This window comes from Dyadobacter koreensis (assembly GCF_900108855.1).
GTDB classification, from domain to species: Bacteria; Bacteroidota; Bacteroidia; order Cytophagales; family Spirosomataceae; genus Dyadobacter; species Dyadobacter koreensis.
Window position 1 is genome coordinate 37,989 of record NZ_FNXY01000010.1, and the last position, 23,473, is coordinate 61,461.

A 23,473-nucleotide genomic window follows, 5' to 3' on the forward strand; every position below is an offset into this window, starting at 1 on the left:
AGAAAAACCTATGGAATCAACAGAAGAAATTTGGGAGCTTCGGCTCTATGTGGCCGGTAAAACAATGAAATCTGTCACTGCCCTGAGTAATTTGAATAAGTATTGTGAGGAGCATTTGAAGGATAAATATGTAATCGAAGTTATAGATTTGTTGGTTCAGCCTCAACTGGCGGAAGGTGACCAGATCCTGGCGATCCCGACATTGGTGAAAAAAGTGCCGGAACCAATCAGAAAGATCATTGGTGATCTTTCGAATGAGGAAAAGGTTTTGGTCGGCTTGAATATTCGCCCGGCGAGGAGAGTAGAATGAGTGAATTTTCAGGCCCACATGATATGGACGATACTACTCGCAAAGACGATAGATATGTTTTACGGTTATTTGTAACCGGGGCCTCGACCAATTCTGTCAGGGCAATCAGTAATATTAAACAGATTTGTGAAGAATACATTCCTGATAGGTATTCGTTGGAAATAATAGATGTATATCAACAAAAAAAGATTGCTGAAAGCGAGCAGATCATAGCGCTGCCGTTGTTGATCAAAAGTTTTCCATTACCTGAAAGGAGATTCATCGGCGATATGTCTGACACCAATCGGGTACTTAAAGGATTAGGACTTTCTTAGTAATATTTAATGAATCCAATAAAAACGTACGATCAGCTTGTAAAGGAAAACGAGAGCTTACACTGGCAACTGGAGGAAGCAACGGATATTATTCATGCCATCCGTACAGGCCAGATCGATGCGCTGGTTGTTAAAAAAGAAGATGGGCATGAACTCTACACACTTAAAACAGCAGATCAGACTTACAGGGTTTTTATTGAAAAAATGAATGAAGGCGCCGTGACGCTGAACAATGAAGGGATTATTCTTTATTGTAATTCTATGTTTGCGTCGATGGTTAACGTGCCGCTTTCCAAGGTGATCGGACTTTCATTTGATACATTCATCCCAAAGGAATGCCTTGAAGATTATAAGGACATATTTAAAAAAGGTTGGACTCAGGACGGAAAATTCGAAATTTCGATCAGCAGTCATGAAAGCCTGATCCCCTGTCAGCTTTCAGTAACGACGCTTGAACTCGATGAGGGCGTTTCTTTAAGTATCATTATCACTGATCTGTCCTACCAGAAAGAGATTCAGCGTCTTTTGAAATTGAATAATGAAAGGCTTGAAAGCATGAATGCTGCTTTGGAAATCAGCAACCATGATTTACAGCAATTTGCTTCCGTAGCTTCGCATGATTTGCAGGAGCCGTTGCGGAAAATCCTGATTTTTTCGGGTTTATTAAAGAGTCGTCATATGCAGGAATTGCCGGAAGAAAGCCTGCAGTATCTGGAAAAGATCATCGCATCTTCCGGAAGAATGAAAACGATGATCATCGATATTTTGACGTATTCAGGTTTGTCGGTTAATGATAATCATTTCGAGCAGATCGAATTAAATGTCGTTATTAACGAAGTTCTGGAAGATTTTGAAATTCTGATTAATGAAAAAGGGGCAACTTTCGAAATTGGAGAATTGCCAGTCGTTGAAGTGAATAAGGGGCAGATCAGGCAGGTTTTTCAAAATCTTATTGGTAATGCTTTGAAATTTTCAAAACCTGATGAGCCGCCTGTTATCAGAATCGAAGCTCTTGCGGGTGACGATAATCAATCGGGGTTTCCATCATCATATTGCCGGATATCTGTATCGGATAACGGAATCGGTTTTGACGAAAAATATGGAGATAAAATCTTTTCGTTATTTCAGCGACTTAATACCAAAGATAAATACGAAGGATCTGGTATCGGGCTTGCGATCACCAAGAAGATTCTGGATAAACATAATGGAATTATTACTGCGAGCAGCAGAGAAAATATAGGTTCCGAATTTATTGTCTGCCTGCCGTATAAACAAAAGACAGAAGAAGAAAGTGATACGGAAAACTAATCAGGTCTGTATCATTTTCATTTTTTAATTAACAACATTTATCGCTTCCCCCTTTATAAACGCAGCCAGATTCTCCGCGACCATTTGCAGCAACCTTTTTCTTGATTCAAAGGATGCCCACGCTATATGGGGCGTGATCAAACAATTCGGAACTGCAAATAATGGATTATCTGCCTTTGGCGGTTCTGCGGAAAGTACATCCAAACCGGCTCCTGCGATCCATTTATTTTTTAGAGCATTTGCAAGATCTTCTTCGACGATAAGCGGTCCACGTCCTGTATTTAATAAATAAGATGTCGGTTTCATCCACGATAATCGCTCCGCATTGATCAGATTTTTTGTTTCCTCTGTCAACGGGCAGTGCAGACTTATCACATCACTCTGCCTGAAGAGATGTTCGAGGGAGACCATTTCGATCTCGGTATTGTGAGTCTGTTCAGGATTTTTACGGTAGGCAATAACTTTCATTCCGAAAGCCGAAGCAATTTTTGCTACGTGCGACCCAATGTCTCCCAAACCAACTAATCCCATTGTTTTTCCAGCCAGCTCAACCAAGGGAGTTTTCCAATAACAGAAATCAGCCGATGCTGACCAATCGCCATTCATAACACTTTGGCTGTGCAACTCAATATGATTTACCAGTGCCAAAAGTAGGGCAAAAGTATGCTGAGCTACTGACAGCGGTCCATAAGCTTTGACATTTGTTACAACGATCCCATGTTTTTGTGTTGAATTTATATCAACGTTATTGTATCCTGTCGCGCAAACGCCGATGTATTTCAGCCTGGGCAGCTGACTTAAAATCGATTCAGTCAAAATCACTTTATTTACTAAAACGGCATCGGCGTCAATCGCTCTTTCAACAATCTGTTCAGGACTTGAACGATCATAAACGGTAACTTTTCCTAATGAATTAACCGGCGCCCAATCCTGATCGCCGGGATTTAGCGTATATCCGTCGAGGATGACAATGTTCATGTAGTACGTTTAATCTGATTTATTAATGTTAAAATCTGATTGTCAGATTTTGAGATAGGCAGAACCTGATGTTGAAATTACATAACTTCAATTTTCAATTTACATAAAATCTGATTTGAAATTAAATAAAAAATCCCTCCCGGCATGATCAGTGCTAGGAGGGATTTTTACTATTAATCGAAATAAGTCATGTTAATTTTTAGGTTCTCCACCAACTTTGCCAGCACCCGCTCCCTGCTGTTGCATAGGATTTTGCGGACGGCGCATTTGTGATTGTTTGAAGATCTGGAAGCGCGTTGGTTTGGCAACGCGCGGGAATGAATTATTTTCAGTATCAATATCGGCAATCTGGTAATATGGATCCAGCGTCCACTGAACTACTTTTTTAGACGTCGATACTACTTTGTTAATTTGCTGGTCATTAAAACGCCAGATCTCGGCAGGGAAAGTTACCAGTGAATCTGTCCCGTCTTCAAAGCCCATTTTAACAATTACCGGCATTGGCAGACCACCTTTATTTTTAATTGAAAGCGTATAAAAATTAGTATGGTTTTGGACCAGAGTTTTTTCTGCCGGAGACAAAGTAGCAAGATATTGCTCATACTTCTGCTTATCTGCATCCGTCACTTTGTATGGATCGTAAGTGTTATAGAAATCATTCATCGTCGAATCCTGAGCAACAACAGTCTTGGATTTATCCGCAGCGTCACGAATTTTACTGATCGTCTGCGCTTTTGCTGCCGCCTCTTTGCGAGCCAGTTCTTTTTCAATTTCCGGATTCTGTGTATCCACACTAAACCAGTTAACACTTACCAAATCCTGATCAACAGGTTCTACACCATAAAACCAGCCTTTCCAGAACCAGTCAAGGTCTACGCCGGAAGCATCTTCCATGGTACGGAAAAAGTCTGACGGAGTTGGGCTTTTGAATCTCCAGCGGGTTGCATATTCCTTGAAGGCATGATCAAATAATTCACGGCCCATAACGGTTTCCCGTAAAATATTCAATGCCGTTGCTGGTTTTGCATAAGCGTTTGGCCCAAGTCCGATAACGTTTTCAGCAGATGACATGATAGGAGATAACACCGATTTGTCAGAAGACATATAATCTGTAATGAACATCGGCTCTCCGCGGCGTGTCGGATAATTGAAATCCCATTCTTTTTCAGCCAGATACTGGCAGAAAGTATTCAAACCTTCATCCATCCAGGCCCATTGACGTTCGTCAGAGTTCACGATCATTGGGAAAAAGTTGTGACCAACTTCATGAATAATTACTCCGATCATACCGTATTTTACCTGCTCGCTATAAGTTCCGTCTTCTTCCGGACGGCCGCCGTTAAAGCTGATCATCGGATATTCCATCCCACCTCCGGAGGTTGCGTGACAGGAAATTGCAACCGGGTAAGGATATTCAAAAGTGCGGTTACCGTAAGATTTCAAAGTATGTGCAACGGCCCGGGTTGAGTATTGCTCCCAAAGTGGATTCCCCTCTTTTGGATAAAACGACATACACCAGATTTTGCGACCGTTTTTATAAACATCGCTTTGCATTGCATCCCAGATAAATTTACGACTGCTTGAGAACGCGAAATCACGAACGTTATCTGCTTTGTATAACCACGTCTTTTTACCTACCGATTTGTTTTCACGTTTTTCCGCTTTTTCAGCCTCTGCCTGAGTTACAATGATTACCGGTGTTTTTGAAGTTTCAGCCTGTTTCAAACGTTGTTTCTGTGTAGCAGTCAATACCTGCGCATAATTCTGACATTCACCTGACGCGGCCACAATATGGTCGGCCGGCGCCGTGATGGCCACTTTATAATTTCCGAAAATCAAAGCAAATTCACCTTGTCCCAGGAATTGTTTGTGGTTCCATCCGTTTACGTCATCATAAGGTGCCAAACGTGGGAACCAGTGCGCGATGAAATAATTTGCATTTCCGTCTTTCGGGAAAAACTCGTATCCGCTACGACCATAGTATTCGGTGATATTGTAACTCCAGTCTACACCGAAAACAACACTCATGCCTGGTTTTAGTGGTGTCGGCAAATCAATACGCATCATCGTGTTGTTGATGGTATATTTAAGCGGATTTCCTGCTTTGTCCTTTACTTTCGAGATTTCGTAGCCATACTCAACTTTTGGATCCAGGTTCGAGCCACGACCATTGTTCAATCCCTGAAGCTGGGTTGTGCTCATTCCTTTTTCATTGATCGTTCCGGTACGGCTTGTTGCACCGATACCATCTTTTTTGAAAAGATTCTGCTCCAGTTGCAGCCAGATGTATTTCAGCTCATCCGGAGAATTGTTAAAAAAGGTAATGTTTTCAGAACCGATGATACGACGTTTCTCATCATCCAGTTCTACTTTAATGTCATAATCTGCGCGCATCTGCCAGTACTCTTTTCCCGGTGCTCCGGATGCGGTTCGATAGGTGTTAGGGGTTGGTAAGACAGTTCCCAATTGCTCGAACCTGTCATTGGCCTTGTAATTGGGTGAAGTTGGAAGCTGCTGGGCATTAACCGCCAGAGACAGCAACATTAAAAAAGGTAATAGCAGGTTTCTCATAATAATTGGAGTGTTATCAATTGCGCGATTAATTTACGGATTATCCTAAGATTTCTCTAAAAAGCTCATTATTAATGATCAGCGATATTGCCATTCCTACAATAATTCCCGAGATAATATCATTCCACCTTAGTTTGGACAGGCGAAGAATTTCTATCGCCAGAAAAGCGATTGCAAGAATGATAAATACAATGATCAGCTGACCCAGTTCCAGTCCAATATTGAAACCCAAAAGTGGCTCGACAATATCCGCTTCTTTGCCAAGCAGTGCCCGCAGGTAATTAGAAAATCCTAAACCGTGGACTAATCCGAAAGTAAGTGCCAGCGGATAACGCGGGCTGTAAGTTTTTTCTCTTATGTAAGAACTCTTTGGTGTTTTATGAAAGAAATTCAGGATTGCCGTGAAAAGAATAGTTATCGGAATGAGCAATTCAATAACATCGGGGCGAATGGAAATCATACCCATGGTGGAAAGCGCCAGTGTTATCGAATGACCTATCGTAAATGCTGTTACGAGAATGATAACTTTTTTCCAGTCAATAAGCGTATAAATTGTACAAAGCGCAGCAATGAAGAGAATGTGATCGTAACCATTGGAATCCGTGATATGATCGAAACCCAATTGAAGATATGCTTGAAATTCGGACATGAAAAGGAATTAATTTGATGGGTTAGGTGAGAAGGAATGTAGCCATTCGCATACTTGCCAAAACAAAGTTCCGAAGTTATTTCATTCGATAGAGGAAAACAATGTTTGAAGAAAAATGTCAGCCTTTAAAAATACAATAATCGCTGCGTTACATCAAAAAAGACCGGAAGCAAATGCTCCCGGCCTTTTCAAATTCTGACACCAATTATATAAGATTATTAATATTCTGCATTCTGTGGATCAAAGTTTGTCCATGAAGCTGTCCAGTCCGTAGTTCCAAATGCGCCTACATAAGTAGTTGCTTCGAATCCTGTTGGTAATGTTACACCGCCAGTTAATAACGAAGAACCTGTTTGTGGTAAAGCTTTAAAACCTGTACCCAATGTGTTGTATGCTGCATCAAGTTTCAAATCTGCAACTGCTGCACCGAAGATATTTTTACGTGCTGCGGCGCTGAGTAACGTGCTGTCGCCTGTTACAATTGATTTGCTCATTCCAGTGAAAACTAGACCTTGGTAGTCTGATTTTCCAGTTGTAAAATTAGCCTGAGTTGCAGTGCCTTCCAATTCAAGACCACCCTTCGGATATGCACCTGAAACTACTGAATTGTAGATGCTTACGGCAGAATTACGACGAATTCTAAATGCTGAGCGGTATTTTGCATTAACTGTACCGGGTGCAATGAAGATACTCATGTTGCTAAATTTAGCACTCGTTTGAGGTGTTGCATCCGAACCGTTAGAGTCATTGTCAGATTCAAATCCATTTGAATCTGAGCAAGAGCACTGGTCTGCAACCGATGGGTCACGAAGTGCCATACCAAACTGCACTCTTCCGCTGTATCCCCAGTCAGTATCAAAGTCATCATCCAAAGTTCTGTAAGAGATAAGGTGTTTTGCATTAACTGTTCCACCGAACCACTCGTAAGCATCGTCTCCACTGTATGAAACCTGAACGTAATCAATTGTTGTTCCTGAACCTACACCACCGAAAGTAAGACCGTTGATTTCTTTGTCAGTTTCAAATGCGATTCCGGCAAATTCAATTCGTACATATTTCAATGTACCAGAATTATCAGCTGCATCTGTTCCTCCAAAAGTTGACACGTTTTCTCCTTCGATTGTTGCAGGAGTTTTGTTAACAGGAGCTTTACCAAGAAGAACAACACCACCCCAGTCACCGTAATTACGAGCACCTTTTGCGGCACTTGAAGTGAAAATAATAGGTTTTGCAGCAGTTCCTTCTGCCATAATTTTTGCGCCTGGTTTGATGATAAGAGAACCTTTTGTCAACTTGTCACCTTTGATGATAGTACCTGGCTCAATAGTCAATGTTGCGTTGTTATCCACATAAACGAAGCCTTCAAGAATATACTTATTGGCAGCGCTCCAAGTTGTTGCAGTTGTAATTGTTCCTTTAACCGTAATTGTTTCTCCAACTGGTGGTGTTACGATTGTTGGATCTTCTCCATCATCGTCTGTCTTACAAGATTGAATAAAGACCGTAGAAGATGTTACCAGCATTGCAAGTAACCAAGTTGCTAATTTTCTCATGTAAAGAATTGATTTGTTAATTAATTATTGTTGGTGAATTAGAAAGTATACCGAAGGCCAACCATCGAGTATGATCCTCTGCGATATTTTTGGTAAGATCCGTCTTCTGAGGTAATTTTATTATCACGGTTGGTATCTTGCACCAGGCGGAATGGTTGATTTAACAAATCCTGTATACTGGCTTTCAATTCAAGGTGTTTACCAATTGCCTTAATTATATTTAGATCGATAACATTGCGGGGCATTTCAAAAATATTCGCGCTAACTTGATTGTCTCCGATGATGTAAATTCTTTTTCCAATGATGTTGTAAAGTGCATTTATCTGGAAGCCATGAGCATCATCATTATAGAAAAGTCCGGTGTTAATCAGGTAAGGAGACTGACCTTGTAAATATCTGTCTGAACTTCCTGTCGTAACGTTCGTTTTAACATCACTTGTGATTAAAGAAGCATTCAGTGTTACCAGCATTTTACTAAGGAAGTTTGCATTCTCAGGATTCGATAACGCCTTTCTTACTTCAAGTTCTACACCGCGGGCATAGGCTGTTTTTGCGTTCTGAACAGTGAACGCAACCGTGCTGCCGTTGTAGAAAATAGCTGCTTCAATAGGATTTTTAAAAGTTTTATTGAAGAAGGAAAGTGTTATCAGCTCACTTTTACTAGGATAAAATTCGAAGCGGACATCATAGTTTTGAATCGTGGCGTTAACAAGATCTGGATTTCCCTTTCTCGAAACATCAAAGTTAAAATCGTAATAAGTACTTGGCGATAACTCCCTGAATTCAGGTCTGTTGACAGTAGTACTGTAAGCCGCTCTGATTGCATAGGTTTCGTTAAACTTATAAGTAAGATTTAATGAAGGTAGGGGAGTAAATACCGGGCGATCTACATTAACCTCGATCCCTCCTCCTCTTTCAAAGCCCTGTAATTGCTGACGATTATATTCGCCTCTGAAACCGATAGTTGCGTTTAAGTGCTCTGTCAATGGCCAGTAAACCGATGCGTAGCCAGCTGCTAATAAGTTTTGAGCCGCATACTTATCATCGAAGTTAGTCCCTTCGGAATAGTATACCTTATTACTTGCCAGATTAGAATTTTGAAAAAACTGCTCTGGTGCCAGAGACAATATCTCACTTCCAACACGGTTAGGGTTGACAATACCGAACCATCTTGCAGAATATTTACGGTCTTTGTATTCAACATATGTACCGGCGTTCAGCTTTGGCTGCATTTCCGGATTTTCTTTTTTTGCACCAAGCAGGTGGTCGACAGTGACCGTTCCTGTTCCTACTATTTCACCTAAGCGTGAGTAAAAGCGCGCTGCCTGCTGCAATGTAGGACTTTCAAACTGCTGTAAGTTAATAGTGAACGGATTGTTCGTTCCGGTTTGACGTGTTGAAGTGAATCTACGGAAATCAGGTTCATTTCTATAAGTATATCCAGCACCTCCAATCCACTTCAATTTGGTCTTTTCACTAAGTTCGTGCGTACCACTCAACTGTCCGGAGTAGATACTTCTAGCCTCATACCTAAATGCACCATTATTTAAATCGATATTATTTTCAAGGTCCCCACCACCACGAAGTACAGTTTCTTTATTCCCCATTTGATTAAACAAATTGCGGAATTCGATCTTGTTTTTAGGATTGAGAATAAATGCCCAGTTTGACATTATTCCTAAACGAGCATTTTCTTGGAAAAGCTGATCATTGAAGATGGCTGTTTTCTCCCCACGGAAGTTAAAACGGTTTTGAGAAACCTCAGTATTAACTCTGGTCAGCGAATAGTTTATGTAAGAAGTATTGGTAACCTCAGTATTTCTTACAAAAAACCTACGGCTGAAATTAATCCCACCTCTCCAGTCAGGAGTAACAGATGACATATTTTTCGGAGCATAATAATCTGGTAATTGCTTAAACCTGTCAATTATGGCATCCGTGCTAGCATTCAGAATAACGCCGCGTCGGTTAGGGAAATTATCCGGAAGAGTTCTGGTTCCATTTTCGATTCCAAGAAATTCCAAGGCCCCCCCCTTGTGGCTTGTTGCCGAATTGAACGTTGTACCTGCGCGATAACCTACTGAAAAGTTCACTCCAAGACTATTTCCGTCAGGAACCGTTTTAGTATAAATTTTAATAGCTCCACCACTGACGTCGCCTGGTAAATCAGCAGATGCAGATTTAAAAACCAACATCCGGTCAATGGCTGACGCTGGGATCAAGTCGAAGGAAAAAGATTTTGTATCTACCTCTGTTGAGGGAGTAATAATATCATTTAGCAAAACAGTGTTGTAACGCTCATTTAGTCCACGAACTACGATAAAACGGTCGTCAAAAATTGAAATACCAGGAACCCGGCGAATTACTGCCGAAGCATCTCTATCCTGAGTCCTTTGAATCTGCTGTGCGGAAATACCTACAGCAATTTGCTGAACCTGTTTCAATTCTGTAATAACAGAAACTTCAGTATTGGTATTACGCTGACCTTTGACAACAACTTCTTGTAAAGTTTTATTGTCTTCGTCCAATGAAGTGCTGATTAGAGTTGACTTATCTGCCTCAACTCTTACGTTGTCGATTTCTTTGGTAGCGTAGGATACGTAGCTGATCTGAACTTTATAAGAGCCTGATGGAACTTTTACGATGTCGAAATTTCCTTCAATATCTGTAACAGAGCCAATTGAAGATTGTGTGCCTAAAATTTGAACGGTTGCTCCAATGATAGCCTCTCCGGTTTTTGAATCCTTTACCTGGCCTTTGATTGCTCCTGTCTGACAAAACGCCAGAGATGTAATAAAAAGAAGAGAGAGAGTTAAAAAGTACTTTGTTTTCATCTTGTGTCAGTTGTTTTCGACAGCAAAAGTACCCTCCCAATATTACCCCAGTGTTAACTCAATATTATGGCTTGGTTATTTAAGATTTACAATTATTACTGTAAATCAATAATTTAGATCATCATCCTTATTCGCTTTTAAAGAATGCTTATTTGTGAAGAAATAGACGTGTTTTTGATGTTATGGAAGATTATTCTATAAATCCGTTGCCGGTGCTGGTTTTGAACTTTTCCAAGTCGTAGGCATACCCGTTGACTACTGCATATTTGACAATGTTACCCTTTTTTAACAAAAAGGTCCCGGCACTTCCTAATTCCGGAGACTTGGTAACAGGTGATTTTCCTGGTTTTAAAAAATGGAAATGCTGCTCGTACAAACTTCCAAAAGGCAGTCTGGAAGCGTCGCCTGATCCTAGTTTGACATAAAGATATCCTTGTTTAAATAAATCTTTGGGAGATAGTGTTTTCAGGTCCTGAATACTATTTATTGCTGTCGGATAAACTTTGCCGGCGGTCAGTGTCAGTCCGGAAGCATCGATTTCTTCGGTACCAAAGACTGTTGACAGGTCGCCATATTCTTCCACGCGTCCGGAGAAAAAGAATTTGCTTGCATTGGCATAATTCACTTCTGTTCGGTTGATACCCAGATCTGTACGGTAGCTTTTGTTGTCTTTGTTCACCGTCGCACCGCGGATAATCAGATCGAAAAGTGCGCGTCCGTTTTGTGGTATATCTTCATATTTATCCTTATTTTCTTTGCTGTAACTTCCGTCTGCGATCGTTTCAAAAGCAGTCAGCAATGACATGAAGTTAAGTTTTCGGATATACTGTTTTTCAGGGTCTCCGGCATAGCCACCAGATTCAACCAGAATTAAGGTTGTTCCCCATTTTTGAAAATTATCTCCAAAACCACGTGGTTCGTGATCATCTGAATATCTCCCAACTTTTCCTGGTATGAATTTCTGAAGATCACGGTTCATTTTGACAATCAGCTGCATGGATTTTTCCCGGACAGAATTAATTGATCTGGGATAATCATAGGCCGTGGCAAGAAAAGAAACGGCGACTTTGTTCCCGGATCTTCCTGCTGAATATCTTGGACTTTGGTCGTGGAGATTAAAACCAAATTCTGGCTTGATACTATTTTGCAGCTCTTTGAGAATTTTTGATTCGGGTGCCTGAAGGAATATCGCATCCCTGTTCAGATCAAATCCCTGTGCATTTCTCCGCTGATACTTTTCGGCTCCATCCGGATTAAGCATCGGAACGAAATAGATCGTGGTACTGTCGAGAATTGTTTTTCTTAGTTTGTCGAAACCGTCGCCTTTTGCTTCCAGGAAATTTAAAATATCAAAAGTTGCCATCGTCGCCGTTGGCTCATCGCCATGCATCTGCGACCAGGCCATGATGGTATGCCGGCCCTTTCCAACCTTAATCATGGAAATACTTCTTCCTTCAAACGATTCGCCGACTTTCGAGATTTCACAGGCATTGTTCGAGCGCCTTTTCGTTATTAAAGGCTGAATATCTTTATGCTTAAACCGCCGGTTTTTGATGCTTGATTCTTTATACTTTTCATGGGAGTTCATTAACCTTTCAGCCAGATCGCCGGGTTGGGAAAAGATTAACGGAACTTCGAAAATGATAATTAGGAGGGTGAGTAGATACTTCATAATCTTGATTGTTTCACACAAAGCAAAAAAGTGGACGCCGCGCGGGTTTAAAAGTAAGATCGCTAAGTTTTTCAACGAAGAAATCTTTTAATTCTTTGCTTTTATCTTATTTTTCTTTGCATGAAATTGATATAGAAGGGACGTTACTCAACAATGCCATTGAAAAAAACAGGGTTTTCTGCTGACAAATCGTATATGAATCCGTTGACAACAGCAAATTTAACTTCACCATTTTTTGTCAAAGTGAATGTAGCTGTGTCTTCAAATGTCGGGGCACCTGTCGGTTCTGGTTTATTTCTCAAAATATGCAGGGGAAGCGCGGTTACGGATACTCCCGATGAAGTGAAATCCGGATTCATTTTTATAAAAGTATAACCTTCTTTCAGTAACGCCCACGGATCGACTGTATCCAGATCCGAGACATTGTCATAATCGACAGAAAGTACTTTCCCTTTTTCAAGTTTATAGCCGCTGCCGTCAAATTCTTCGCTTCCAAAAAAGATAGAAAGATCTCCGTATTCTTCAATCTTGCTATGATAGAAAAATTTCGAAGCATTTGCGTAATTTACCTCACTGCGATCTATACCAAAATCAGCCTGAAATATTTTTCCATCCAAGTTTACCGTCACATTTTTGATTAAAAGGTCGTAGATATAACGACTGTTTTCAGGGAGCGCCAGATATTCGTCACGACCTTCCTGTACATATGAATTTTCTGTGATGGAATACAGTCCCGACAAGATCGCCATGAAATTCAGTTTCCTTATATACTGTTTTTCAGGGTCACCAACATATCCACCCGATTCGATCAGGATAAGCGTTGTCCCCCATTTCTGAATATTATCTCCAAAAGCGCGCGGTTCGTGATCTTCATTCCATTTTCCGACCTGGTTTGGGATATATTTTTGTAACATCCGGTTCATCCCGGTAATGACCTGAATAGCTTTTTCCCTTACCGGATTGATATTTTTTTCATGATCATAAGCTGTGGCCAGAAAAGAAATGGTAGCGAGTTTGGAAGTATTCCCGACGGAATAACGTGGATTTTTATCGTGAAGATTAAATCCGAATTCAGGTTGAAGGTTCTGTTGCAGTTCCTTTAAAATCCTCGATTCCGGTGCCTGAAGATGCAAAGCGTCACGGTTTATATCTATATTCTGAGCATTTCGCCTTTGATAACGTTCAGCTCCATCCGGATTTAACATTGGCACAAAATAGAGCGTTGTTTCTGTTAAAAGCAGTTTTCGAGCTTCATCAAACCCATCACCTTTTCCCTCTAAAAAATTCAGTATATCGAAGATTGCCATGGTAGCTGTCGGTTCGTCGCCATGCATCTGGCTCCACAGCAATATTTTTCTTGGACCCGTTCCTGTCTTGATGTAATGTATCGGGCGACCTTCAAAAGACTCTCCGGTTTGCTTGATTTCATAAGCCGGATTATCTCTTCTTTTTTCAATTAAATCAATAACCGAATCTTGTTTGAAACGTCGCAGTTGTAATGAGGCCTCACGAAAATTTGTGTAAGAGGTATATAGATTATCTTCGAATGCAGTTTTCAAATTCATGAATCAAGAGGATGCAAACCTGTAAAAATAAATGGATCAGGCAGTTGTTGAAATATTTAAGATTGTTATGGTAAAAGTAAAAACAATCTTTAAAACCGGTTGTACAATTTCTTTATGTTTAATGCAGAATATTTGCAAAAATTGTTCCAATCTGTAACAAACTTTTCATATCTTTGCAGCATGTTAAGAGCTGAAACATATCATCATTTTCATCAAAACCATTTGGTTTCCGGGCGTCTTGGGTGATGTGTTTTTGCAAGTAGTGTTGTAATAAGGTTGAATACATAGTATCCCAGAAGCCCGATTCCTAAAACGAATCGGGCTTTGTTATTTCAGACCTGGGAAGTATCAGCTTTTTCAACAATAATTTTTCCGGCTAGAAAACTTTAATCCGAAACGAATGAAAACCGTTATTATCAAATACAATGCGGGAAATGTGCAATCAGTAATGTATGCGCTCGACCGAATTGGTGTTGATTATTTATACACAGATGATGAAGCAGAAATACGTTCTGCGGACAAAGTGATTTTTCCGGGAGTAGGTGAGGCAAGTACTACGATGACTTATTTGCGGGAAAAAGGTTTGGATAAAATTATTCCGTCATTGAAACAACCCGTTTTGGGTACCTGTGTCGGAATGCAGCTGATGTGCCGTTTTTCCGAAGAAAACAATACCACCTGCATGGGGATTTTTGACGTAGATGTAAAACGTTTTCCTGCAACACCGGGTATCAAGGTACCGCATATGGGTTGGAACAACATTACAAATTACCAGTCAAAACTCACTCAGGATCTTATCGACAACGCATACGTTTATTTTGTACACAGCTATGCTGCCCCCGTTTGTGAATATACCGTAGCGACTTGCGACTATATAAATCCATTCAGCGCCATGCTGCATAAAGATAATTTCTATGCGGCTCAGTTTCATTGTGAAATCAGCGGTGACGTGGGACAAAAAATATTAGAAAATTTCCTGAAACTCTAACCAACCAGGCCTGAAAGGCCGACATATCTCAGCCCGGGCCAACGGCCTGGGGCGGCGGGGAACCGAATTGCCGGAATCCGGGATATGATACCATCACGACGAAATATGATTCAGATAATTCCAGCCATAGATATGATCGACGGAAAGTGTGTCCGTCTAACACAGGGTGACTACGGTAAAAAAACAATATATAACGAAAATCCGCTTGAAGTAGCCCTTGAATTCCAGGATGCAGGCCTGACAAGATTACACCTGGTAGACCTTGACGGAGCAAAGGCCAAAAAAGTTGTCAATTGGAAAGTACTTGAAAAGATTGCAACACAAACCTCGCTTCATATCGATTTTGGCGGAGGGGTTCAATCTGAAGAAGATATTCGTGTCGTTTTCGAAAGCGGAGCAAAACAAGTTACCGGCGGAAGTGTGGCAGTAAAACAGCCTGACTTATTTAAAAACTGGCTGGAAGTTTATGGCGGGGATAAAATAATTTTAGGTGCGGATGCCAAAAATGAAAAAGTTGCGGTTAGCGGTTGGGAAGAAGGAACAGAACTCTGGGTTTATGATTTTGTTGAAGAATATGTTGATAAGGGAGTAAAGTATACCATCAGCACCGACGTCGCCAAAGACGGACTTCTACAAGGCCCTTCTTTTGATTTGTATAAAAATTTGCAGGATAAATGTCCTGACTTAAAAATAATCGCAAGTGGCGGGATTAGTGGATTGGAAGATATTGAAAAACTTGCGGAAATGAATATTTACGGTGTGATCATAGGGAAGGCGATCTATGAAAACCGTATCAGTCTAACCGATTTACAACGATTTTTAGCTTAAAAATATGCTGACAAAACGTATAATACCTTGTCTGGACGTAAAAGACGGGCGTACAGTAAAAGGTGTAAATTTCGTGAATCTGCGAGATGCGGGGGATGCTGTGGAACTGGGCGCGCTTTATGCCTCACAAGGCGCTGATGAACTGGTTTATCTGGATATTGCTGCAACTGTTGAGGGGCGCTCTACTTTTATTGACCTGGTCAGGCGGGTGGCGCATACGATCAATATTCCTTTTACTGTCGGCGGAGGAATTTCTTCAATCGCGGATGTATCTGCGCTGCTTCATGCAGGTGCTGATAAAGTTTCAATCAATTCTTCAGCTGTCCGTAATCCTGACCTGATCAATGAACTGGCGCTAGAATTCGGTAGTCAGTGTATCGTCGTTGCCATTGATACCCGCTACGTAGAAACCAGCGCAGGCATTTTTGAGCATATCGTCCATACACACGGGGGCCGGAAACCAACGGAGCTGCGTACAATTCCCTGGGCTAAAGAGGTGGAGGAACGTGGTGCAGGCGAACTTTTACTTACCTCCATGGACACAGATGGTACTAAAAATGGATTCGCGCTGGAATTAACATCAACGATTTCTGCTAATGCTAACATTCCGGTTATTGCTTCAGGCGGTGCGGGAAATATGGAACATTTTTACGATGTGTTTACAAAAGGCAAGGCTGATGCCGGCCTTGCCGCAAGTATTTTTCACTTCCGGGAAATAGATATTCCTGATTTGAAGCAATATTTACAAAATAAAGCGCTTCCGATGCGCATGACAAAATGAATTCATTGCTGTTCCTAACAGCCAAAATTTTACCTACCAGTATAAATGACTAACGAACTTTCAACCATAGATTTTACAAAATCACCTGACGGACTTGTACCTGCTGTAATTCAGGATGCAAACACTTCTGTTGTCCTGATGCTTGGATATATGAACCGCGACGCGTTTGAAAAAACACAGGCGGAAGGTAAGGTTACATTTTTCAGCAGAAGCAAACAGCGTCTCTGGACGAAAGGTGAAACTTCGGATAATTTTCTGTTTGTTAAGGAGATATTAGCTGATTGTGACGGAGATACGATTTTAATTAAAGCGGATCCAGCGGGGCCAACTTGCCACACTGGGGATGATACCTGTTTTGGGGAAAAAAATAACCGCAATACACGGATCGGGGAAGCGGCGTTTTTAAATTATCTGCAAAAGGATATTATCCGTGACAGAAAATTAAATCCGAACGACGAATCTTATACCAGCAGCTTGTTCAAAAGAGGCGTAAATAAAATCGCGCAGAAGGTAGGGGAGGAAGCCGTTGAAGTTGTTATTGAAGCAAAAGACAATGACGATGGGCTGTTTAAAGGGGAGGTGAGCGATTTGCTTTTTCACCTTCTCGTACTTTTGGAGCAAAAAAACATTGACTTAGACGAGGTAATTAGCGTACTTCGTAGCCGTCACTCATAAAAACCAAAGCCATATGAATTTATTAATACGCCTTTTAATCAGTACATTGGCCATCGTTGTCGCTTCCAAGCTTGTTCCCGGTGTTTTCGTGGAAAGCTGGACAACCGCAGCAATTGTAGCCATCGTTTTAGGGATTCTTAATACTTTTCTTAAGCCGGTACTTCAGATTCTGGCTCTGCCGATCACCATTCTGACCCTCGGGATTTTCTATTTTGTAATCAATGTATTTATAATTTATCTGGCGACTTATCTGGTTGACGGATTTGCCATCAGCGGATTTATCTCTGCGCTTATCTTTGGTTTAGTCGTTTCCGTAGTTTCTGCAATCCTTGGTATGTTTTTGGATTAGACCTTTGTTTAAAGAACTTATCTAAATCAAATTAAATGAATTGCAAACAACACGCCTATGTTTAACCAACTGGAAGAAATTAAGGATACGCTGTTTAAATATTTCGAGACCCGGATCGATCTGTTTAAAATTGAGACAAGAGACAAAATAGAACGTACGGTTGTAACCGCAATTTATGGCGTTGTTTTATTAAGTGTTGCTTTGATCATTCTGATTCTGCTCATCATATTATTAGGAACATTCCTAAATAAATGGCTGAACAGCGATTATCTGGGATACCTTATTTTGTTAGGTGTTTTTGTTTTAAAATTAGTCCTGGCGATCTCATTCAAAAAACAGCTGATAGGTTTTATTCGTAATATAATCACTCGTTTTGTTCAGGTAAAGGAAGATGAACTTACTGATAAGGTACTGGGAAAATAGGCTTTTCCCGTGAAATTATTATTTTTGTTTTATACTGGTTACTTCTGAATAATACATTAATATAGGATAATGATATGAGTAGTTCTCCGATAGATTCATCCGTAAAGTTATCAAAACCATTCTCGTCAAATACTGATGCAGAAAAAGAGGATTTGCTTAGAGAAGCAGACCTTTACAGGGATAAATTGGAACTGCAATGGGACGACCTTAAGAAAGACGCAACAGATTATGGAAAACAGGCGTTAATCATAGGGGGAGTCGTTGTGAGTACCTATCTGGTGCTTGAAGCAGTACTTCCAAAAGAGAAAAAGAAAGAAAAAATATATATTGAGCCTGAAAATCCGGTAATTCAACGTTCGGTTCCTGAAAAGAAGAGTAAATTTGCGATAGGTGAAGTCGTACAAAGCTTAGTATGGACATTGGCAGCAGGGTGGGCGCGCCAAAAGCTAAAGAATTTTATTGCAGATGACCTTGAATCGGATGAAGAAAATATCAAATCATAGAATAGCAGACCTCCTTACAGCCAGAAAAGAAGAAAAGAGGAAATCTTTTGCCGTTCTCCTGGATCCTGATAAAGTGGATTTTGACACTTTTCAAAGTTTCCTTGCACAGGCAGTTGAAAATGAAGTTGACTTTTTTTTCGTCGGTGGCAGTCTTATAACAAATTATGCTATTGATAAGCTGATCTCGGCTATTCAAAAATATACCAGTATTCCAACAATTTTGTTCCCTGGCAATAGTCTTCATGTGGAGCATACTGCAGATGCGATATTACTTTTATCCCTGATTTCGGGAAGAAATCCAGATTTTCTCATCGGGCAGCATGTGATCGCCGCTCCAATGCTTAAGAAAAGTGGAATCGAAATATTACCGACTGGTTATATGCTGATCGAAAGTGGAAAACTGACAACCGTATCTTATATCAGCAATACAACCCCAATTCCTCATGATAAAGCTTCCATTGCGGCATGTACTGCTATGGCAGGCGAAATGCTGGGGCTCAGAAATATTTTTTTGGATGCCGGGAGCGGGGCGCAAGTTCCGGTCTCTCCTGAAATGATCGCGGCTGTTCGTGCAGCGGTTGATACGCCAATAATTGTCGGCGGCGGGATAGATTCCAGTGAAAAAGCACTACTGGCCATGCAGGCCGGAGCGGATGTGATTGTGGTAGGTAATGGAATAGAACAAAACCAGAATCTGCTTCCCGAGGTAGCGGCCTCGGTTAAGATGTTTAACCTCCAGTTAGAAAAGGTTTACTAGACTTAGGGGATAATATATTGTACTAAAGGAAGGGGTTTCATTATTTTCTAAGGAAATTTTAAGTTCTTGGAAAAATACAATCCAAAATGTTGGGATAATTGAAAGTAATCATGCTATCTTTGCATCGAACCTTAATTACACCCAAGAAATGAAAAAATTCGTAGCATTTGCATTTGTTGCCGGAATGGTAGCATTCGCGTCTTGTACAAGCAAGCCAAAAGAAGAAGCAGCTGATTCTACTGCTGTAACTGTTGAAACTCCTATGGTTGATACTGTAGCTGTTGATTCTGTTGCAACTGATTCTATCAAAGCTGATTCAGTGAAATAATCATTGAGCTCTTGTTGAAATTACTGAAAAGCCTTACTTATAAGGCTTTTCTTTTTTTATTTAGGGTATGGAAAAAACAATATCCCTGGCAGACTACGTTCCTCAGCTTGCTTACGCATACTGCGATCATCTCCACAAAACGTATAAATTCGATTTTTTCTTATCACGCCCGCGAAATTCCCGTTTGGGCGATTTTACTATAAAACCAGGTTTTGTACCAAGGATTACGGTAAATAAAAATCTGAACCGCTATAATTTTCTGATTACCTATCTACACGAAGTTGCGCACCATGTTGTTTATACCCAAACTAAAAACAGGTTAAGAAAGCGCATTGCTCCGCATGGCATCGAATGGAAAACAGCATTTGCGACTTTGTTAGCTCCGGTCATGAACGAGCACATTTTTCCTTCCGATATTCTTGAACCGCTTTTGAAATATGCTCAGAACCCGAAAGCTTCTACAAGCGCAGATCACATTCTTTACAATTCAATCAAAAAGTACGACGATAATGCTGTGACCGCGAATAAAGTTGCCTTGGTTCATCTTATGGAAGGCAGCAATTTCGTTTTTCATAACAGACACTTTGTTAGAGGTTCTCTGAGGCGTACTCGCGTGCTTTGTACGGATAAAATATCCCAACGTCGTTATACAATCCCTGCTCATGCCCTTGTTGAAGCGTGTTAGATTTGTGAATTTCTTGTTTACTCCGGCATTTTGTTGCTGGATTTTTCTACTGTTTTCAATTCAGGCTTTCGGACAGAGTTCTTCTGTTTTATCATCAGGTAATTGTTATAAGATTTCGATCACGGAAGGTGGTATCTATAAATTGGATGCGGCTTTTCTGAAAAAAATTGGGGTCGATATCAATGCTATTTCTCCTGATCAGATAAAAATATATGGAAATGGAGGGAAAATGCTTCCTCAAAATAATAAGGAAAAGCGCCCTGTTGATTTAATACAGAATGCCATTTTAGTTAATGGAGAAGAAGATGGCAGGTTTGATGCTTCCGATGCTATCTATTTCTATGGAGAAAGCCCTCACCGGGTCTACTACGATTCTTTGAAAGCGCGTTATTTTCATCAGATCAATATTTATTCCGATACAAGTTTTTATTTCCTGACGGTCGATGCAGGGAAGGGTTTGAGAATAGCGGCAAAACAAAGTGAATCAGAACCTTCAGAAACTGTCGTTAATCAATATGACGATTACTGGTTTCATGAAAATGAATCCGTTAATCTGTTAAGATCCGGTCGCGAATGGTGGGGAGAATATCTAGGGACGTCATCCCCATTCACCATTCAGGCTAATGTTCCTGATGTTGTTCCTTCGTCCAATATTATTCTTTCTGCATCTGCAATTGGCTCTGCACAGGTGCCAACAAAATTTCTATGGCAGCTCAATGGTCAATCGGTTGGCGAAAGCCCTATTGGCGTGGTTGGCGCTGGTCTATATGATCTTAAAGCTCAAAAATTCGAAGCTGTTTTCGTTGCGAAGGCGATGGACAATCCGTTAGCGAGCTTTGCACTGGGCGTAAACTATGATAAAAATGGACAAAGTTCAGCGCAGGCGTATCTCAATTATTTCGGTCTGCAGACGAAGAGGATTTTAAAAGCCTATGATAAACAGCAATTCTACCGGTTTTCACCAGGTTCAAAAGATATCGTGGCCTATCAGATCAATAACGTATCAGCAGACTGGATTTGGTGGAATGTTTCTGATCCTTCGAAGGTTACTTCTGCGATTTTTAAAAATACCATAACTGCGGCGTCCTTTGTTGAAACGAACGGCAAAAGTGAACGAACTTACATCGGATTTTCTTTACAAAACGCAATGACGCCGATTTCAGGACAGAAGATTCAAAACCAGAATTTACGCAGTAATGCAGTCCCTGATCTTTTAATTGTTACCGCGAAAACATTTGAATCCGAAGCAAAGAGACTTGCGGCTTTTCGTGAAGAAAAAGATAATCTTCAAACGCTGGTCGTAACAACAGACCAGATTTTTAATGAATTTTCAAGTGGCAAAACCGATGTTTCTGCCATTCGTGATTACGTTCGCCATTTGTCTAAAAGTGACCCAGGCAAAATAAAATACTTGTTACTGTTTGGAGACGCTACGTATGATTACAAAAATCTGCTTCAAAATCAGACCTTGACGCAACGGAATAACTGGATTCCTGTCTATGAAAGCCGCGAATCCCTTAATCCTGTTTATACCTATTCCTCAGATGATTATTTTGGTTTTTTGAAGGATGATGAAGGTGATTGGATTGAAAATAGCGCAGGAGATTATGCGGAAGAAATTGGTATTGGGCGACTTCCTGTTAAATCGGTTTCAGATGCGACGATTATTGTCGACAAGTTAATTCATTACGCATCGTCGCCAAAGTCTCGGGGGCGGTGGCAGAACACTATTAATTTTGTGGCAGATGATGGCGATGGCACAGTTCATCAACAACACGCAGATGAACTGGCTAAGCTGACGCAAACAAATTTCTTGTCGAGTCGTATATTTTTAGATGCTTATCCACAAACAACGACAAGTTTGGGGCAAAGGGTACCGGCGGTAAACACTGCAATAAAGAAAAGCATTAATGACGGAACGCTTATCCTGAACTATACCGGTCATGGCGGGACAAGTGGCTGGGCAGAGGAACAAGTGTTGACGCTGGCTGAAATGCAGACTGCAAGAGGCTATAATAATCTTCCGCTACTAATTACTGCGACTTGTGATTTTGGCCGATACGATGATCCTGGTATAATTTCTGGTGCTGAATTAATGGTATTAAGTCCTCGCGGTGCAGCAATTGGGGCAGTAAGTACAACACGCCCCGTTTATTCCAGTACAAACTTCACGATCAACAAGGCTTTTTACGAAGCATTAATTGACCTGGGGCCGGACGCGACGCTGGGCGATATTTTCCGTTTAACTAAAAATAATGGGTTAGCCGGAAGTTTAAACCGGAATTTTACTTTGCTTGGCGATCCGTCTATGCGTTTGGCACGAGCGGAAAAACAGATTAGATGGGTTGCTTCGCCGGATACTTTACGTGCCATGGAAAAGGTAGCTTTACGAGGTGAAGTTGCTGCAAATAACCAGGTCGAAAAATCTTTCAATGGAATGGCACGTATTACCGTTTACGATAAGGCTGTTTCTTTCCGGACTTTAGGTAATGAAGGAGAGGTGAAAAGTTATAGTGAATTTCGAAATAAACTTTTCGACGGGACTGTTAAAATTACTGGCGGACAATTTGTTTGCGAATTTGTTATGCCTAAAGATATTGACTATCGTATTGGTTTGGGCCGCGCCAGTTTTTATGCCATAAGTGAGGATAGCTTGTCTGACGCATCCGGTCAGCTTGATATTCTGGTTGGAGGAAGTGTAACGCCGGTCGAGGATATGACGCCGCCAAAAGTGACAGCCTATATAAATACAAAAGATTTCCGGGAGGGAGATACAGTCGAAGGTTCCTCAGTTTTATTTCTTGATCTGAGTGACGAAAATGGCATTAATGTGTCACAATCCGGGATCGGTCATGATCTTACGGTTACGCTTAATGATACGGTAACCTTTGTATTGAACGATTATTATACAGCTGGCCTTGACTACAGGAAGGGAACAGTTCGGTTTCCGTTCGATAATCTTCCAGCCGGGAAATATACAGCGGTCATTAAAGTCTGGGATACGTATACTAACTCTTCTGAAATAACGTTCGGATTTCAAGTAGGTTTAGCAACTGGTATAAAACTTAGCAGTCTTACGGTTTTTCCAAACCCTTTTGATCAGGATCTGTCATTTGAACTAATTCATAACAAAGCCGATGATGATGTAGAAATTGTTTTTAGTATATTGCTGAACTCAGGGCAAAAGCTGGGGGCTTTTCAATGGCAATACTATAATAGTGAGAGTATTATCAAGCAAACAATCTCGGGAATAAGACTGGATGGATTTACTTCCGGGATGAATTCACTTATATATACTGTACAAATTCGTTCATTAAATGACAATTCTATCGACAAGCGTTCGGGGAAACTCCTCCGTTTGCGTTAGCGAATAATAAATCTTGTAATTTTATTATAGTATTA

The 23,473-nt window shown here is 40.8% G+C and carries 21 protein-coding genes; 14 read left to right on the forward strand and 7 right to left on the reverse strand.

The genetic code is table 11. The features are described 5' to 3' along the window. Positions 1 to 10: 10 nt before the first annotated feature. From BMY70_RS27080 to BMY70_RS27090, 3 genes are read left to right on the forward strand one after another with little or no spacing between them, the layout of a single operon-like run. The gene (locus tag BMY70_RS27080; RefSeq protein WP_090340922.1) at positions 11 to 310 is read left to right on the forward strand and encodes a circadian clock KaiB family protein; all 300 of its coding nucleotides are present in this window, start codon (positions 11 to 13) and stop codon (positions 308 to 310) included. A gap of 23 nt (positions 311 to 333) precedes the next feature. Then, positions 334 to 624 carry a circadian clock KaiB family protein gene (locus BMY70_RS27085; RefSeq protein WP_229209802.1) on the forward strand — a complete coding sequence of 97 codons (291 nt, stop codon included), beginning with the start codon at positions 334 to 336 and terminating at the stop codon, positions 622 to 624. A gap of 9 nt (positions 625 to 633) precedes the next feature. Continuing rightward, a complete protein-coding gene (locus BMY70_RS27090; RefSeq protein ID WP_090340927.1) occupies positions 634 to 1,932 on the forward strand; it encodes a PAS domain-containing sensor histidine kinase in 1,299 nt (432 codons plus the stop codon). 24 nt (positions 1,933 to 1,956) lie between these two features. Here BMY70_RS27090 and BMY70_RS27095 read toward each other — a convergent pair whose 3' ends face one another. From BMY70_RS27095 to BMY70_RS27125, 7 genes are all read right to left on the reverse strand, one after another. Further along, complete coding sequence (locus BMY70_RS27095; RefSeq protein WP_090340929.1) at positions 1,957 to 2,910, reverse strand: D-2-hydroxyacid dehydrogenase; 954 nt, start codon at positions 2,908 to 2,910, stop codon at positions 1,957 to 1,959. 192 nt (positions 2,911 to 3,102) lie between these two features. After that, the gene (locus tag BMY70_RS27100) at positions 3,103 to 5,481 is read right to left on the reverse strand and encodes a M1 family metallopeptidase (RefSeq protein ID WP_090340931.1); all 2,379 of its coding nucleotides are present in this window, start codon (positions 5,479 to 5,481) and stop codon (positions 3,103 to 3,105) included. Between the two features lie 40 nt (positions 5,482 to 5,521). Then, on the reverse strand, positions 5,522 to 6,130 hold the full coding sequence (locus BMY70_RS27105; RefSeq protein WP_090340934.1) for a HupE/UreJ family protein: 609 nt from the start codon (positions 6,128 to 6,130) through the stop codon (positions 5,522 to 5,524). Positions 6,131 to 6,348: 218 nt separating this feature from the next. Beyond that, the gene (locus tag BMY70_RS27110) at positions 6,349 to 7,683 is read right to left on the reverse strand and encodes a beta-helix domain-containing protein (RefSeq protein WP_090340936.1); all 1,335 of its coding nucleotides are present in this window, start codon (positions 7,681 to 7,683) and stop codon (positions 6,349 to 6,351) included. Between the two features lie 38 nt (positions 7,684 to 7,721). Further along, positions 7,722 to 10,517, reverse strand: coding sequence for a TonB-dependent receptor (locus BMY70_RS27115; RefSeq protein WP_090340938.1), 2,796 nt, complete (start codon positions 10,515 to 10,517; stop codon positions 7,722 to 7,724). Positions 10,518 to 10,707: 190 nt separating this feature from the next. Beyond that, positions 10,708 to 12,189, reverse strand: coding sequence for a M14 family zinc carboxypeptidase (locus tag BMY70_RS27120; protein ID WP_090340940.1), 1,482 nt, complete (start codon positions 12,187 to 12,189; stop codon positions 10,708 to 10,710). Between the two features lie 143 nt (positions 12,190 to 12,332). Further along, positions 12,333 to 13,754 carry a M14 family zinc carboxypeptidase gene (locus BMY70_RS27125; protein WP_090340943.1) on the reverse strand — a complete coding sequence of 474 codons (1,422 nt, stop codon included), beginning with the start codon at positions 13,752 to 13,754 and terminating at the stop codon, positions 12,333 to 12,335. A 400-nt stretch (positions 13,755 to 14,154) separates the two neighbouring features. On the opposite strand from BMY70_RS27125, the gene hisH reads away from it, so the two are divergent. From hisH to porU, 11 genes are all read left to right on the forward strand, one after another. Beyond that, positions 14,155 to 14,742 carry an imidazole glycerol phosphate synthase subunit HisH gene (gene hisH, locus BMY70_RS27130; protein WP_090340945.1) on the forward strand — a complete coding sequence of 196 codons (588 nt, stop codon included), beginning with the start codon at positions 14,155 to 14,157 and terminating at the stop codon, positions 14,740 to 14,742. Positions 14,743 to 14,847: 105 nt separating this feature from the next. Then, positions 14,848 to 15,570: a 1-(5-phosphoribosyl)-5-[(5-phosphoribosylamino)methylideneamino]imidazole-4-carboxamide isomerase gene (gene hisA, locus BMY70_RS27135; RefSeq protein ID WP_090340947.1), complete on the forward strand. Its 723-nt coding sequence runs from the start codon at positions 14,848 to 14,850 to the stop codon at positions 15,568 to 15,570. Positions 15,571 to 15,574: 4 nt separating this feature from the next. Next, positions 15,575 to 16,351 carry an imidazole glycerol phosphate synthase subunit HisF gene (hisF, locus tag BMY70_RS27140; RefSeq protein ID WP_090340950.1) on the forward strand — a complete coding sequence of 259 codons (777 nt, stop codon included), beginning with the start codon at positions 15,575 to 15,577 and terminating at the stop codon, positions 16,349 to 16,351. A gap of 45 nt (positions 16,352 to 16,396) precedes the next feature. Further along, positions 16,397 to 17,026: a bifunctional phosphoribosyl-AMP cyclohydrolase/phosphoribosyl-ATP diphosphatase HisIE gene (gene hisIE, locus BMY70_RS27145; RefSeq protein ID WP_090340952.1), complete on the forward strand. Its 630-nt coding sequence runs from the start codon at positions 16,397 to 16,399 to the stop codon at positions 17,024 to 17,026. A 13-nt stretch (positions 17,027 to 17,039) separates the two neighbouring features. Continuing rightward, complete coding sequence (locus tag BMY70_RS27150; protein WP_090340954.1) at positions 17,040 to 17,375, forward strand: phage holin family protein; 336 nt, start codon at positions 17,040 to 17,042, stop codon at positions 17,373 to 17,375. A 57-nt stretch (positions 17,376 to 17,432) separates the two neighbouring features. After that, a complete protein-coding gene (locus BMY70_RS27155) occupies positions 17,433 to 17,798 on the forward strand; it encodes a phage holin family protein (RefSeq protein ID WP_090340956.1) in 366 nt (121 codons plus the stop codon). A 74-nt stretch (positions 17,799 to 17,872) separates the two neighbouring features. Next, entirely contained in the window at positions 17,873 to 18,301 is a 429-nt protein-coding gene (locus tag BMY70_RS27160; RefSeq protein WP_090340958.1) for a hypothetical protein, read from the forward strand. Further along, positions 18,279 to 19,058, forward strand: coding sequence for a phosphoglycerol geranylgeranyltransferase (locus BMY70_RS27165; protein ID WP_090340960.1), 780 nt, complete (start codon positions 18,279 to 18,281; stop codon positions 19,056 to 19,058). The genes BMY70_RS27160 and BMY70_RS27165 overlap by 23 nt, the downstream gene beginning before the upstream one ends. 148 nt (positions 19,059 to 19,206) lie before the next feature. Next, on the forward strand, positions 19,207 to 19,386 hold the full coding sequence (locus BMY70_RS27170) for a PG1828 family lipoprotein (RefSeq protein WP_090340962.1): 180 nt from the start codon (positions 19,207 to 19,209) through the stop codon (positions 19,384 to 19,386). A gap of 67 nt (positions 19,387 to 19,453) precedes the next feature. Next, entirely contained in the window at positions 19,454 to 20,071 is a 618-nt protein-coding gene (locus tag BMY70_RS27175) for a hypothetical protein (protein ID WP_090340964.1), read from the forward strand. Further along, entirely contained in the window at positions 20,049 to 23,438 is a 3,390-nt protein-coding gene (gene porU / locus BMY70_RS27180; RefSeq protein WP_090340966.1) for a type IX secretion system sortase PorU, read from the forward strand. Before BMY70_RS27175 ends, porU begins: the two co-directional genes overlap by 23 nt. The last annotated feature ends 35 nt before the right edge of the window (positions 23,439 to 23,473 follow it).

Bases quoted from the DNA above. Each gene is read 5' to 3' on its own strand.
- BMY70_RS27080 (WP_090340922.1), top strand. From the start codon at position 11: ATGGAATCAACAGAAGAAATTTGGGAGCTTCGGCTCTATGTGGCCGGT.
- BMY70_RS27085 (WP_229209802.1), top strand. From the start codon at position 334: ATGGACGATACTACTCGCAAAGACGATAGATATGTTTTACGGTTATTT.
- BMY70_RS27090 (WP_090340927.1), top strand. From the start codon at position 634: ATGAATCCAATAAAAACGTACGATCAGCTTGTAAAGGAAAACGAGAGC.
- BMY70_RS27095 (WP_090340929.1), bottom strand. From the start codon at position 2,910: ATGAACATTGTCATCCTCGACGGATATACGCTAAATCCCGGCGATCAG.
- BMY70_RS27100 (WP_090340931.1), bottom strand. From the start codon at position 5,481: ATGAGAAACCTGCTATTACCTTTTTTAATGTTGCTGTCTCTGGCGGTT.
- BMY70_RS27105 (WP_090340934.1), bottom strand. From the start codon at position 6,130: ATGTCCGAATTTCAAGCATATCTTCAATTGGGTTTCGATCATATCACG.
- BMY70_RS27110 (WP_090340936.1), bottom strand. From the start codon at position 7,683: ATGAGAAAATTAGCAACTTGGTTACTTGCAATGCTGGTAACATCTTCT.
- BMY70_RS27115 (WP_090340938.1), bottom strand. From the start codon at position 10,517: ATGAAAACAAAGTACTTTTTAACTCTCTCTCTTCTTTTTATTACATCT.
- BMY70_RS27120 (WP_090340940.1), bottom strand. From the start codon at position 12,189: ATGAAGTATCTACTCACCCTCCTAATTATCATTTTCGAAGTTCCGTTA.
- BMY70_RS27125 (WP_090340943.1), bottom strand. From the start codon at position 13,754: ATGAATTTGAAAACTGCATTCGAAGATAATCTATATACCTCTTACACA.
- hisH (WP_090340945.1), top strand. From the start codon at position 14,155: ATGAAAACCGTTATTATCAAATACAATGCGGGAAATGTGCAATCAGTA.
- hisA (WP_090340947.1), top strand. From the start codon at position 14,848: ATGATTCAGATAATTCCAGCCATAGATATGATCGACGGAAAGTGTGTC.
- hisF (WP_090340950.1), top strand. From the start codon at position 15,575: ATGCTGACAAAACGTATAATACCTTGTCTGGACGTAAAAGACGGGCGT.
- hisIE (WP_090340952.1), top strand. From the start codon at position 16,397: ATGACTAACGAACTTTCAACCATAGATTTTACAAAATCACCTGACGGA.
- BMY70_RS27150 (WP_090340954.1), top strand. From the start codon at position 17,040: ATGAATTTATTAATACGCCTTTTAATCAGTACATTGGCCATCGTTGTC.
- BMY70_RS27155 (WP_090340956.1), top strand. From the start codon at position 17,433: ATGTTTAACCAACTGGAAGAAATTAAGGATACGCTGTTTAAATATTTC.
- BMY70_RS27160 (WP_090340958.1), top strand. From the start codon at position 17,873: ATGAGTAGTTCTCCGATAGATTCATCCGTAAAGTTATCAAAACCATTC.
- BMY70_RS27165 (WP_090340960.1), top strand. From the start codon at position 18,279: ATGAAGAAAATATCAAATCATAGAATAGCAGACCTCCTTACAGCCAGA.
- BMY70_RS27170 (WP_090340962.1), top strand. From the start codon at position 19,207: ATGAAAAAATTCGTAGCATTTGCATTTGTTGCCGGAATGGTAGCATTC.
- BMY70_RS27175 (WP_090340964.1), top strand. From the start codon at position 19,454: ATGGAAAAAACAATATCCCTGGCAGACTACGTTCCTCAGCTTGCTTAC.
- porU (WP_090340966.1), top strand. From the start codon at position 20,049: ATGCCCTTGTTGAAGCGTGTTAGATTTGTGAATTTCTTGTTTACTCCG.